Source organism: Pseudomonas sp. MLB6B, assembly GCF_054508135.1.
The window spans coordinates 404511-417395 of sequence record NZ_CP199313.1 but is presented as its reverse complement, the minus strand read 5'-3'; the positions used below and the strand labels follow the sequence as shown (position 1 = coordinate 417395).

General features: G+C 64.8%; 8 protein-coding genes. 3 read left to right on the top strand and 5 right to left on the bottom strand.

All coding sequences use genetic code 11. The features are described from left to right. The first annotated feature begins 64 nt into the window (after nucleotides 1-64). The 3 genes from creB to creD all read left to right on the top strand — a co-directional run bounded on the left by creB (nucleotide 65) and on the right by creD (nucleotide 3621). On the top strand, nucleotides 65-754 hold the full coding sequence (gene creB, locus ACSMEV_RS01680; protein WP_459206990.1) for a two-component system response regulator CreB: 690 nt from the start codon (nucleotides 65-67) through the stop codon (nucleotides 752-754). Beyond that, nucleotides 755-2188, top strand: a complete 1434-nt coding sequence (gene creC / locus ACSMEV_RS01675; RefSeq protein ID WP_459206989.1) for a two-component system sensor histidine kinase CreC — start codon at nucleotides 755-757, stop codon at nucleotides 2186-2188. A 104-nt stretch (nucleotides 2189-2292) separates the two neighbouring features. Next, the gene (gene creD / locus ACSMEV_RS01670; protein WP_459206988.1) at nucleotides 2293-3621 is read left to right on the top strand and encodes a cell envelope integrity protein CreD; all 1329 of its coding nucleotides are present in this window, start codon (nucleotides 2293-2295) and stop codon (nucleotides 3619-3621) included. Nucleotides 3622-3947: 326 nt separating this feature from the next. Here creD and ACSMEV_RS01665 read toward each other — a convergent pair whose 3' ends face one another. The 5 genes from ACSMEV_RS01665 to aceE all read right to left on the bottom strand — a co-directional run bounded on the left by ACSMEV_RS01665 (nucleotide 3948) and on the right by aceE (nucleotide 12604). Then, nucleotides 3948-4568: a glutathione S-transferase gene (locus tag ACSMEV_RS01665; protein ID WP_459206987.1), complete on the bottom strand. Its 621-nt coding sequence runs from the start codon at nucleotides 4566-4568 to the stop codon at nucleotides 3948-3950. A gap of 3 nt (nucleotides 4569-4571) precedes the next feature. Beyond that, nucleotides 4572-5237 (bottom strand): peptide-methionine (S)-S-oxide reductase MsrA, encoded by a 666-nt coding sequence (msrA, locus tag ACSMEV_RS01660; protein ID WP_459206986.1) that lies wholly within the window; start codon nucleotides 5235-5237, stop codon nucleotides 4572-4574. A 117-nt stretch (nucleotides 5238-5354) separates the two neighbouring features. Next, nucleotides 5355-8042 carry a putative bifunctional diguanylate cyclase/phosphodiesterase gene (locus ACSMEV_RS01655; protein ID WP_459206985.1) on the bottom strand — a complete coding sequence of 896 codons (2688 nt, stop codon included), beginning with the start codon at nucleotides 8040-8042 and terminating at the stop codon, nucleotides 5355-5357. A gap of 253 nt (nucleotides 8043-8295) precedes the next feature. After that, the gene (gene aceF / locus ACSMEV_RS01650) at nucleotides 8296-9945 is read right to left on the bottom strand and encodes a dihydrolipoyllysine-residue acetyltransferase (protein ID WP_459206984.1); all 1650 of its coding nucleotides are present in this window, start codon (nucleotides 9943-9945) and stop codon (nucleotides 8296-8298) included. 13 nt (nucleotides 9946-9958) lie between these two features. Next, the gene (gene aceE / locus ACSMEV_RS01645) at nucleotides 9959-12604 is read right to left on the bottom strand and encodes a pyruvate dehydrogenase (acetyl-transferring), homodimeric type (RefSeq protein WP_296266363.1); all 2646 of its coding nucleotides are present in this window, start codon (nucleotides 12602-12604) and stop codon (nucleotides 9959-9961) included. Nucleotides 12605-12885 lie beyond the last annotated feature (281 nt).

The following is a 12885-nucleotide window of genomic DNA, read 5'->3' as shown; positions in this document are numbered from 1 at the left end:
CGGCGGATTCGTGGTAAAGCATGCGATCCGCTGCGACGTGCAGCGCCCCCGATAGACACCTGACATGCCCCACATTCTCATCGTCGAAGACGAAGCCGCCATCGCCGACACCCTCGTCTACGCCTTGCAAGCCGACGGCCACAGCACCGAGTGGGTGACCCTGGGCAGCGCCGCCGTCGAGCGCCAGCGCGCGCAGCCGGCGGACCTGATCATCCTCGACATCGGCCTGCCCGACATCACCGGCTTCGACACCTGCCGGCAACTGCGCCGCTTCACCGAGGCGCCGGTGATGTTTCTCACCGCCCGTAACGACGAGATCGACCGCGTGGTGGGCCTGGAGATCGGTGCCGACGACTACGTGGTCAAGCCCTTCAGCCCGCGCGAGGTGGCGGCGCGGGTGCGGGCCATCCTCAAGCGCATGGCGCCGCGGGCAGATGCCGCCGTCGAAACGACCAAGACCGCGCCGCTGCACCTCGACACCCTGCGCATGCAGATCAGCTACCACGGCCAGCCCCTGACCCTGACCCGCCACGAGTTTCGCCTGCTGCAATGCCTGATCGAACAGCCGCAGCGGGTATTCAGCCGCGAGCAGCTGCTCGATGCGCTGGGCGTCGCCGCCGATGTAGGGTACGAGCGCACCATCGACAGCCATATCAAGAGCCTGCGCGCCAAGCTGCGCCAGGTGGCCGAAGCCGGCGAAGCGATCCAGACCCATCGCGGCCTGGGCTACAGCTACAGCCCGGAGCAGGCCTGAATGCGCCTGGGGATACGCATCTTCCTGGTGTATTTCCTGTTCGTCGGGTTGGCCGGTTACTTTCTGCTCAGCACCGTGCGCGAGCAGATTCGTCCGGTGGTGCGGCAGTCGTCGGAAGAGACCCTGGTCGACACCGCCAACCTGCTGGCCGAAATCCTCCACGACGACCTCAAGGCCGGCACCCTGGGCCAAGGCCGTTTGCCCGAGGTGCTCAAAGCCTATGGCCTGCGCAGCCCCGAAGCGCAGATCTGGGGGCTGGGCAAGCACCAGGTCAGCCACCGCATCTATGTCACCGACGCCCACGGCGTGGTGCTGCTCGATTCCAGTGGCGAGGCGGTGGGCAAGGACTATTCGCGCTGGAACGATGTGTACCTGACCCTGCGCGGGCAGTATGGCGCGCGCTCCACGCGCAGCGACGAGCGCGACGAGAGCAGTTCGGTGATGCACGTAGCCGCGCCCATTGTCGACGAAGGGCAGATCATCGGCGTGGTCACGGTGGCCAAGCCCAACAGCTCGCTGCAACCCTACATCGACCGCTCCGAGCGCCACCTTTTCACCCTGGGGTTGGCGTTGATCGTACTGGGTCTGCTGGTCGGTGCGGCGCTGTCATGGTGGCTGGCGCGCTCGCTGCGCAGGCTCACCCACTATGCGCAGACCGTCAGCGCCGGCGAACGCGCCGAGCTGCCGTACTACAAGGGCGGCGAGCTGGCGCAATTGGCCCACGCCGTGGAGCGCATGCGCACCGAACTCGAAGGCAAGGCCTATGTGGAGCGTTACGTCCACACCTTGACCCACGAACTGAAAAGCCCGCTGGCGGCGATCCGCGGCGCGGCCGAGCTGTTGCAGGGCGACATGCCGGCTGCGCAGCGCGCGCGCTTTGCCAGCAACATCGAAGGCGAAAGCGAGCGTTTGCAGCAGATGATCGAGCGTTTGCTGGACCTGGCCCGGGTCGAGCAGATGCAGCGCCTGGAAGACGAGCAGCAGGTGGCTGTGAGCGCAGTACTCGACGAGCTGCTGTTGGCCCATGGGCCACGCATCGCCTCGGCCGGTGTGCAGGTGCATCAGCAGGTGCCGGCCGACGTGCGGGTGTGGGGCGATGGCTTCCTGCTGCGCCAAGCGCTGAGCAATCTGCTGGACAACGCCCTGGATTTCACCCCCGCAGGCGGCGGCTTGGTGTTCGCACTCGGCCGCGACGGCCAACGCGCCGCCTTGAGCCTGTTCAACCACGGGCCGGCCATCCCCGACTACGCCCTGGGCCGGGTCAGCGAGCGCTTCTACTCCTTGCCGCGCCCGGCGAGCGGGCGCAAGAGCACAGGCCTGGGCTTGAACTTCGTGGCCGAAGTGATGCAACTGCACGGCGGCGAGCTGCGGGTCGAGAACGTCGCCGAGGGAGTGCGGGTGAGTCTGTGCCTGCCGCTGCGCCGGGTGAGCTGAAGCGTTGGCGCGCACAATCTCCACGCAGTCTCCACACACCTTGCGCAAAGGCTCCACACGGGCGACGCATGCTGCGCTCATCGCCCTCTCTCTGAGCCATTGCCATGACCAAGACCCTAGGATTCAAACTCGGCACCATTGCCTTGTTGATGCTGTTGCTGCTGATCCCGCTACTGATGATCGGCGGTCTGATCGGCGAGCGGCAGGACCGACGCGACAACGTATTGCGCGACATCGCCCAGAGCGCCAGCTTCGAGCAGCAGGTCGCCGGGCCCATGATCGTGGTGCCTTACCGCAAGCTGGAACGGCGCTGGGTGGAGAAGGACGGCCAGCGCGTGCCCGACGTGCAGACCGTCAGCGGCCAGTTGTACGTGTTGCCGGAAACCTTCGACAGCACGCTGAAGGTCGACACCGAGCTGCGTTCGCGGGGCATCTATCAAGCGCGACTGTTCCATGCCAAAGGCACGCTTAGCGGCCGCTTCAAGCTGCCGGCCAACTGGGGCGTGGAAGGTGACCGCGACGACTATCGCTTCGACACGCCGTTCTTGGTGGTCGGAGTCAGCGACATCCGTGGCATCGCCAACCTGCCCGTGCTGCGCGTGGGCGAGCGCAGCGTGCCGTTCGAGGCCGGTACGGGGTTGGACTGGTTGCAAGGGGGCATTCACGCGCCGCTGCCGGCGGTGGACGTCGAGCACGGTGGGGAGTTCGACTACGCTTTGGACCTGGCGCTGCAAGGCACCGGCCAATTGCAGGTGGTGCCGGTCGGGCGCAGCAGCACGGTCGCCATGCAGGCCGACTGGCCGCACCCGAGCTTCATCGGCAGCTACCTGCCCAATCACCGCGAGGTGGGCGCCGACGGCTTCACCGCCCAGTGGCAGACCTCGTTCTTCGCCACCAACCTGGAAGACGTGCTGCGCCGCTGCACCGCGCAACAGGAATGCGCCGGCTTCGAAGGCCGCACCTTCGGTGTGAGCTTCATCGACCCGGTGGACCAGTACATGAAGAGCGAGCGGGCGATCAAATACGCGGTGCTGTTCATCGGCCTGACCTTCGCCGCCTTCTTCCTTTTCGAAGTGCTCAAGCAACTGAGCGTGCACCCGATGCAGTACGCGCTGGTCGGGGTGGCGCTGGCGTTCTTCTACCTGCTGTTGCTGTCGTTGTCCGAGCACCTGGGCTTCACTGCCGCCTATGGCTTGTCGGCCAGCGGCTGCGTGCTGCTGATCGGCTTCTACCTGAGTCATGTGCTGCGCAGCCTGTGGCGCGGGGTGGGCTTCGCGGCGGGGCTGGCCTTGCTGTATGCGCTGCTGTACGGGCTGCTGGGCGCGGAAGACTACGCGCTGCTGATGGGCTCGCTCCTGTGCTTCGCGCTGCTGGGCGTGTTCATGGTGCTGACTCGCCGGCTGGACTGGTCGCGGGTGGGGAGGGCGGCATGAGGGAGGACAGGGCGATAGGGCGATGGTTGGCGGTGAAGGTGGCGATGTTGCTGACCCCAACGCGGCGTTGCCGACCATCGCAGCCGATCGGAGCGCCGAACCGGCCGCTTTAACGAGTAATGCTCATCCCTCCGTGCGGGAGCGGCTTCAGCCGCGATGGGCTGCGTAGCAGCCCTGATCCAGCCGATGCGTGACTATCAGGTGAAGGCGTTGCAGCCATTGGGCCGGCATTGCCGGCCATCGCTGCTAAAGCCGCTCCTACAGGTGAGCTGCATTGGAGAGCCGAGCCGGCTGCTGGTCTGTGAGCACTTGTAGACGGGCCGCTCCTACAGGGGCACGGTGGCCAGCATCGAAGGCCGCTGGGCGACTTCGGCATACCAGGCGGCCAGGCCCGGTTGCCGTTCGCGCCAGCCGAACTCGGGTTGGCGCAGGTCGAGGTAGCCCAGGGCGCACGCCAGGCCGATGGCCGCCAGGTCGAAGCCTGAGGCCAACTCTGCGAGATGCTCGCGCTCCAGGTTGTCCAGGCTGCGGCGGATCTTCTCGCTTTGCGCGTCGAGCCAACCGTCCCAGCACTTGTCTTCGGGGCGCACGGCTACCTCATAGCGGCTCGATACGGCGGCATCGAGAATGGCGTCGGCTTGCGACGCCAAGGTCAGGCGCCGCCAGCGTGCCGAGCCCTCGCGGGGCAACAGCGGCTGGCCGACGTGCTGCTGGTCGAGGTATTCGCAGATCACCCGGCTGTCATGCAGCACCGTGCCGTCGGCCAGGCGCAGGGCCGGGATCTTGCCGATGGGGTTGCCCTGTTCGAGCTGCGGGTCGCCCTGCACGGGGCTGATGTTCACCCCGTGCAAGGTCACGCGGTCGAGCTGGCCGGTTTCGTGCAGCACCACCATGACCTTGCGCACGAAAGGCGAGAGCGGCGAGTGGAACAGCGTCATGCCGGCCATGGCTCAGTTGCCTTGCAGGCTGGGCGGCAGGCACACGCCGGTGCCGCCGATGCCGCAATAGCCCTGTGGGTTCTTGGCCAGGTACTGCTGGTGGTAGGCCTCGGCGAAGTAGACGGTCGGCGCCTGCTCGATCTCGGTGGTGATGGCGCCGAAGCCGGCTTTGTCCAGCTCGGCCTGATACGCCGCCTTGCTGGCCTGGGCCTGCTCCAGTTGTTCGGGGCTGGTGCAGAAGATGGCCGAGCGGTACTGGGTGCCGACATCGTTGCCCTGGCGCATGCCCTGGGTCGGGTTGTGCAGCTCCCAGAACATTGCCAGCAGTTCGCGGTAGCTGACCTTGGCCTTGTCGAACACCACCAGCACCACTTCGGTGTGGCCGGTCAGGCCGGAGCAGACTTCTTCGTAGGTGGGGTTGGGGGTGATACCGCCGGCATAGCCGACTACGGTGCTGACCACGCCGTCACGCTGCCAGAAGCGCCGCTCGGCGCCCCAGAAGCAGCCCAGGCCGAAGATGGCGAAGTCGACATCGTCGAAGAAGGGGCCGAGCAGCGGGGTGTCTTCGAAGACGAAGTGCTTCTCGGGCAGCGCCATCGGCGTTTCGCGCCCTGGCAGGGCTTGCTCGGCGGTGGGCAGGACGTTTTTGTTCACCAGGATTTCCGAACGCAGGACCATGGATATACCTCTGGAAAGTTGTGCTGGAAGGAAAGGCTCGTCGGCCGCAGCGCAGCAGCGTGCCACTGTGCAGGCGAAAAGCGTTTGCGTGAGTGTGCCCCAGTCGATGGGCCGCTGTCAGGTCACCGGGCCGCGCGGGTAGCGCTTGAGGCGCGCTTCGAGCTCGCGGCCGGGGATCGGCCGGTCGAACAGGTAACCCTGGCCGACATCGCAGCGGTGCCGGCGCAGGAAGGCCAGTTGCTCAGGCGTCTCGATGCCTTCGGCGACCACCTTGAGCTTGAGGTTGTGGGCCATGGCGATCACCGCCGAGGTGATTTCCATGTCGTCCTGGTTGCCCGGAATGTCGTTGATGAAGCTGCGATCGATCTTGAGGATGTCGATGGGAAACTTCTTCAGGTAGCTGAGCGACGAGTAGCCGGTGCCGAAGTCGTCCATGGCCAGGGTCAGGCCCAGCCGTTTGAGCTCGTCGAGCTGGCGGCGGGTGTCTTCGGTGGCTTCGAGCAGCAGGCCCTCGGTGAGCTCCAGTTCCAGCAACTGCGCCGGTACCGCTTCCTGTTCGAGGATGCTGGCGACTGAAGCGACCAGTTCCGGGTCGGAGAACTGCTTGGGCGACAGGTTGATCGCCACCTGCAAGGCGCCCAGGCCCGCGCCTTGCAAATGGCGCGTCAGGCGGCAGGCTTCGCGCAGTACCCATTTGCCGATGGGAATGATCAGCCCGGTCTCTTCGGCCACGCTGATGAACTGGTCGGGGCGGATCATACCGCGTTCCGGGTGGTTCCAGCGCAGCAGCGCCTCCAGCCCCAACAGGCGCCCGCTGCGCAGGCACAGCTTGGGCTGGTAGAACACCTCCAACTCGTTCTGCGCCAAGGCGCGGCGCAGGTTGTTCTCGACGAACAGCTTGTAGCTGGCCTCGGCGTTGAGCACCTCGGTGAACACCTGCAACTGGTGCTTGCCGGCCGCCTTGGCCTTGTGCAGCGCCAGGCCCGCGTTCTTCATCAGGGTCTGCGGGTCGCTGCCGTGCAGCGGCGCGCAGGCCAGGCCCACGGAGGCGGTGATGTTGATCAGCTGGTTGTCGACGAACATCGGCTTGTCGAGGGTATGCAGCAGGCGCTGGGCCAGGTTCTGCCCGTCGGCGATGCTGGTGTCGTCGAGCAGCACGGCGAACTCGTTGCTGGCCAGGCGCGCCAGGCTGCTGGCGCCGTCGAGGCTGTTGCGCAGGCGCCGTGCCAGGCTCACCAGCAGTTTGTCGCCGGTGTGGTGGCCGAGGCTGTCGTTGATGCGCTTGAAGTTGTCGATGTCCACCAGCAGCAGGCAGATGGGGCTGGCGTCCTGGCGCGACAGGCGCTGCTCCAGGCTGCGGATGAAGGCCGCACGGTTGCCCAGGCTGGTGAGGTTGTCGGTATAGGCCAGGCGTTCGATGCGTTGCTGCGCCAGCTTGCTCTCGGTGATGTCTTCGTAGATGCCGATGTAGTGGGTCAGCTCGCGGTGGTCGCCATACACCTTGGAGATCGACAGTTGCCCCCAGTAGGGTTCCAGGCTCTTGCGCCGGCTTCTGAACTCGCCCTGCCAGCTGTTGCCCAGCTCAAGGCTCGATGGCGAGGCGAAGAGGATCTCGTTGAGGTTCTCCAGGGCCGGCAGCTCGCTGACATGGCGCCCCTGCACTTCTTCGGTGGTGTATTGGGTGATGGCGGTGAAGCTGGGGTTGACGTACTCCACCACGCCCTCGCGATTGACCAGCAGGAAGGCGCTGGCGCTCTGCTCGACGGCGCGCTGGAACAGGTGCAGGGCATTGGCGGCGGTGCGCCGGTTGTGGTTGGTGATGACCTGCGCGAACTGGTCGGCCAACTCCCCGGCAAAGGCGATTTCGTCGGCCTGCCAGACCCTGGGCTTGCCGGTCTGCTCCAGGCACAGCACACCGACCACCTGCCCGTCGACGCGAATGCTGGCGTCGAGCATGGCGTTGTTGTCGCTGTACAGCGTATCGACCAGATCGCGGGTGCGGGGGTCGTGGCTGGCATTGTGCGCGTCGATGGCGCGGCTAGTGTGCAAGGCGTCGAGGTAATCGGGGAAGCGGCTGGCGTCGATGGGTGCCAGCACGCGGTGTTGCGCCTCGGCCTGATGCCAGGCGCTGATCGGCTCCAGGCGTTGCTCGTTGAGGTACCAGATGCTCGCCGAGTCGACCTGGTAGATCTCGCAGGCGCTGCGGGTGATCAGCTCGGCCGCCTCCAGCTGGGAGTTGCCGACGCTGTAGCGCTGGCGTGACAGGCGCAGGATGAGGTCTTGTTGGGCACGCACCCGATCGAGCTGTTCGAGCTGTTCCTGTTGCGCTCTCTGGTTCAGTTGCAGGGCCAATTGCAGACGGTTGTTGCGCGTTTCCAGCGCCTGGGCATCGAGATCGGCATCGTCCTGCAGGTCGTCGAGCACGGTCAGGTAACCGCGCAGCAGCTGGCGGTTGCGCTGCTTGAACGCTTCGCCCACCTCCAGCACGCGCAACGGCCCTGGCTGGCCGTGCAGGGTATAGCGCACACGGTAGTAGGCGCGGCTGCTCAGTTGCAGCTGGATTTCGTCATGCAGGCGGTAGCGGGCTTCGGGCTCCATGAAGCTGGCGAAGGGTGAGCCGATCATGCTGCCGAGTTCGCCATCGACCAGGCCCAGCAGGCGTTCACAGGCGGGGTCCAGATAGAGCATGGCCCAGTTCGCTTCGTTGAGCCGTTCGAAACGCAGCATGCCCAGCCGCGAGGGCACGGGCAGTGGCGTGACGACCTCGGCCACCGTACGGCTGGCGGCATCGGGTTGGCTTTTCATCGAAGACTCACTTCAGGAGGGTACGCCTTGGCGGCAGGGCATGTGGCAAGGTTGCATCATAGTGCCATGAGCTGGCAAGCAGCCAGGTGTCGCTTGGCGTGCTGTCTGTCGGCATGTGGTACGCCATTGCCTAGGGGAGGCGGCCGACAAAAAAATCCCCGCCAAGAGGCGGGGTTGAGGTACGAGCGTGGCAGCTCGATGAAGCGATTCGGGCAGCTGTCGGGCAAGTCCCGGCAGCCGCCCTGTTGCAGCGTTACAGCAGCAGCGTGCGGATGTCGGTCAGCACGTCGCCCAGACGCTTGGTGAAGCGGGCGGCGGCGGCACCGTTGATCACACGGTGGTCGTAGGACAGCGACAGCGGCAGCATCAGCTTGGGCTGGAAGGCCTTGCCATCCCAGACCGGTTGCATGGTGGCCTTGGACACGCCGAGGATCGCCACTTCCGGTGCGTTGACGATCGGCGTGAAGCCGGTGCCGCCAATATGGCCGAGGCTGGAGATGGTGAAGCACGCGCCCTGCATGTCGTCGGCCGACAGCTTCTTGGTGCGGGCTTTCTCGGCCAGGGCCGCAGCCTCGGCAGCCAGTTGCAGCAAGCTCTTCTGGTCGACGTTCTTGATCACAGGGACCAGCAGGCCATCCGGGGTGTCCACGGCGAAACCGACGTTGACGTACTTCTTGCGGATGATCGCTTTGCCGCTTGGTGCCAGCGAGCTGTTGAAGTCCGGCATTTCCTTGAGCAGGAAGGCGCAGGCCTTGAGCAGCAGCGGCAACACGGTGAGCTTGACGCCGGCTTTCTCGGCGACGGCTTTCTGCGCCACACGGAAGGCTTCCAACTCGGTGATGTCGGCCGAGTCGAACTGGGTCACGTGCGGCACGTTCAGCCAGCTGCGGTGCAGGTTGGCGGCGCCGACCTGCATCAGGCGGGTGAGGGCGACTTCCTCGACTTCACCGAACTTGCTGAAGTCCACGGCCGGAATCGGCGGAATGCCTGCGCCGCCGGTAGCGCCAGCGGCAGCGGCCGGCGCTTCCTTGGCCTTCTGCATCATGGCCTTGACGTAGACCTGCACGTCTTCCTTGAGGATGCGACCGTGCGGGCCGCTGGCGCTGACCGCGCCCAGGTCGACACCGAACTCGCGAGCCAGCTGGCGCACGGCCGGGCCGGCGTGGACCTTGGCGTTGCTGCCGGCTGCCGGGGCAGTGGCGGCAGGCGCTTCGGCGGCAGGGGCCTTGGCCTCGGCGGCGCCGTCGGCCTTGGCTGGAGCCTGGGCCTTGGCCGGTTCGCTGGCAGCTTTTTCAGGCGCGGCGGCAGGCGCTGCGCCGGCCACTTCCAGCTTGAGGATCAGATCGCCGGTACCGACTTCGTCGTCCAGCTTGCAGATCACTTCCTTGACCACACCAGCGGCAGGCGACGGAATCTCCATGGAGGCCTTGTCGGACTCCAGGGTGATCAGCGACTGGTCGGCTTCGACGGTGTCGCCGGCCTTGACCAGCACTTCGATGATCTTGGCCTTGCCCGACGAGCCGATGTCCGGCACGTGGATGTCCTGCACGCTGGCAGCGGCAGGGGCTGCTTGCTCGGCGGCTTTTTCCGCAGGCTTTTCAGCCGATTGCTCAGCCGGTTTCTCGGCGGCAGCCGGTTTTTCAGCCGCAGCCTCGGGCGCCGAATCGGCACCCTCGGCTTCCAGCACCAGCAGTTCGTCGCCTTCTTTCAGGCGGTCGCCCAGCTTGACCTTCAGCTCCTTGACCACACCTGCCTTGGGCGCGGGGATCTCCATGGAGGCCTTGTCGGACTCCAGGGTCAGCAGGCTCTGGTCGGCCTCGATGCGGTCGCCGACCTTGACGAACAGCTCGATGATTTCACCTTCACCGCTGCCGATGTCAGGTACGCGAATGAGTTCGCTCACTTATAGATACTCCTCAGCAGTCCAGTGGGTTGCGCTTGTCCGGGTCGATGCCGAACTTGGTGATGGCATCGGCCACCACTTTGGGTTCGATCTCGCCACGGTCAGCCAGGGCTTCCAGGGCAGCCAGCACCACGAAGTGGCGGTCGACTTCGAAGAAGTGACGCAGCTTCTTGCGGCTGTCGCTGCGACCGAAGCCATCGGTACCCAGGACCTTGAACTCCTTGCTCGGCACCCACTGACGGATTTGCTCGGCAAAGATCTTCATGTAGTCGGTAGACGCCACCACCGGGCCTTTGCGACCGCTCAGGCACTGCTCGACGTAGGTCTGCTGTGGCTTCTGGCCAGGCTTGAGGCGGTTGGCGCGTTCCACGGCCAGGCCGTCGCGACGCAGTTCGTTGAAGCTGGTGACGCTCCACACGTCGGCGCCGACGTTGTAGTCCTCGCGCAGGATCTTCGCCGCTTCGCGAACTTCGCGCAGGATGGTGCCCGAACCCATCAGCTGCACGTGGTGCGCGGCTTCACGAGTGTCTTCCTCGAGCAGGTACATGCCCTTGACGATGCCTTCCTCGGCGCCGGCCGGCATGGCAGGCTGCTGGTACGACTCGTTCATCACGGTGATGTAGTAGAAGATGTCCTGTTGCTCTTCGGTCATCTTCTTCATGCCGTCCTGGATGATCACCGCCAGCTCGTAGCCGTAGGTCGGATCGTAGGTGCGGCAGTTCGGGATGGTCCCGGCCAGCAGGTGGCTGTGACCGTCTTCGTGCTGCAGACCTTCACCGTTCAGGGTGGTACGGCCGGCGGTACCGCCGATCAGGAAACCACGGGTACGGCTGTCGCCAGCGGCCCAGGCCAGGTCGCCGATACGCTGGAAGCCGAACATCGAATAGAAGATGTAGAACGGCAACATCGGCTGGTTGTGGTTCGAGTACGAGGTACCGGCGGCGATGAACGACGACATGGCGCCGGCTTCGTTGATGCCTTCCTCGAGGATCTGGCCCTTCTTGTCCTCGCGGTAGAACATCACCTGGTCTTTGTCGACGGGCTCGTAGAGCTGGCCGACCGACGAGTAGATGCCCAGCTGGCGGAACATGCCTTCCATACCGAAGGTACGGGCTTCGTCCGGGATGATCGGTACGATGCGCGGGCCGATTTCCTTGTCCTTGACCAGCTGCGCCAGAATGCGCACGAAAGCCATGGTGGTGGAGATTTCGCGGTCGCCCGAACCGTCCAGGATAGCCTTGAGGGTATCCAGGGAAGGCGTCGGGACGCTGAAGCTCTTGGCGCGGCGCTGTGGCACGCTGCCGCCCAGGGCTTGGCGGCGCTTGGCCAGGTACTTGGCTTCGGCGCTGTCGGGTTCGGGTTTGAAGAACGGCAGGTTCTCCAGCTCTTCGTCCTTGACCGGGATGTCGAAGCGGTCGCGGAAGTGGCGCAGGCTGTCGACGTCGACCTTCTTGGTGTTGTGCGCGGTGTTCTTCGCTTCGCCGGCACCGGTGCCATAACCCTTGATGGTCTTGGCCAGGATGACGGTCGGCTGTTCCTTGTGGTTCACCGCCTGGTGGTAGGCCGCATAGACCTTGTACGGGTCGTGGCCGCCACGGTTGAGCTTCCAGATCTCGTCGTCGGACAGGTGCTCGACCATGGCCTTGAGTTCTGGCGAATTGAAGAAGTGCTCACGCACGAAGGCGCCGTCTTTGGCCTTGTAGTTCTGGTACTCGCCGTCGATGACTTCGTCCATGCGGCGCTGCAGGATACCGTCGGTGTCCTTGGCCAGCAGTGGGTCCCAGAAGCGGCCCCACACGACTTTGTTGACGTTCCAGCCACCGCCGCGGAACACGCCTTCGAGTTCCTGGATGATCTTGCCGTTGCCGCGAACCGGGCCGTCGAGGCGCTGCAGGTTGCAGTTGATGACGAAGATCAGGTTGTCCAGCTTCTCGCGGCCGGCCAGGGAGATTGCGCCCAGGGATTCGGGCTCGTCGCACTCGCCGTCGCCCATGAAGCACCAGACCTTCTGCTTGCCGGCCGGGATGTAGCCGCGCGCTTCCAGGTACTTCATGAAGCGTGCCTGGTAGATGGCCTGGATCGGGCCCAGACCCATCGACACGGTCGGGAACTGCCAGAAGTCCGGCATCAACCACGGGTGCGGATAGGACGACAGACCATTGCCATCGACTTCCTGGCGGAAGTTGTTCATCTGGTCTTCGCTGATGCGGCCTTCCAGGAAGGCGCGGGCGTAGACGCCAGGCGAGGCGTGGCCTTGGTAGAAGATCAGGTCGCCGCCGTGCTCTTCGGTCGGGGCCTGGAAGAAGTAGTTGAAGCCGATGTCGTACAGCGTCGCGCTGGAGGCGAAGCTCGAGATGTGTCCGCCCAGGTCCGAGTCTTTCAGGTTGGTGCGCACGACCATGGCCAGCGCATTCCAGCGAACCAGCGAGCGAATGCGGCGTTCCATGAACAGGTCGCCAGGCATGCGTGCTTCGTGAGTCACGGGAATGGTGTTGCGGTACGGCGTGGTGATGGCATACGGCAGCTGCGAGCCACTACGGGTGGCCAGCTCGCCCATACGGGTCATCAGGTAATGAGCGCGGTCTTCGCCTTCTTTGTCGAGGACCGACTCCAGGGCATCCAGCCATTCCTGGGTTTCGATTGGATCGAGGTCTTGCATGGCTTGCTCCAGGGCGGAAAGGCAACCAGAATCGGGAGCCTGAGTTTGCGACTGGCCTTATGGGCAGACGTCGTGAATTCTTGGATTGCCGGGGGTCTGATCCGGCGGCGTGTAGTTTTACTACAAATGCATTTTGATTTCATGCTTTTGCAGCGAACGGGTAGTCGCAAAACTACAGATAAGCGACATTCGGTCGCACCTTGGCGTGTAGGAAAAATCGTTTCTGCGCGTGAAATATGCAGGATGAAGGGCAGTAATTTGATGATTTCTGCTGCCATTAA

Coding starts and splice junctions, on each gene's coding strand:
- creB (WP_459206990.1), top strand. CDS start 65: ATGCCCCACATTCTCATCGTCGAAGACGAAGCCGCCATCGCCGACACC.
- creC (WP_459206989.1), top strand. CDS start 755: ATGCGCCTGGGGATACGCATCTTCCTGGTGTATTTCCTGTTCGTCGGG.
- creD (WP_459206988.1), top strand. CDS start 2,293: ATGACCAAGACCCTAGGATTCAAACTCGGCACCATTGCCTTGTTGATG.
- ACSMEV_RS01665 (WP_459206987.1), bottom strand. CDS start 4,568: ATGGCCGGCATGACGCTGTTCCACTCGCCGCTCTCGCCTTTCGTGCGC.
- msrA (WP_459206986.1), bottom strand. CDS start 5,237: ATGGTCCTGCGTTCGGAAATCCTGGTGAACAAAAACGTCCTGCCCACC.
- ACSMEV_RS01655 (WP_459206985.1), bottom strand. CDS start 8,042: ATGAAAAGCCAACCCGATGCCGCCAGCCGTACGGTGGCCGAGGTCGTC.
- aceE (WP_296266363.1), bottom strand. CDS start 12,604: ATGCAAGACCTCGATCCAATCGAAACCCAGGAATGGCTGGATGCCCTG.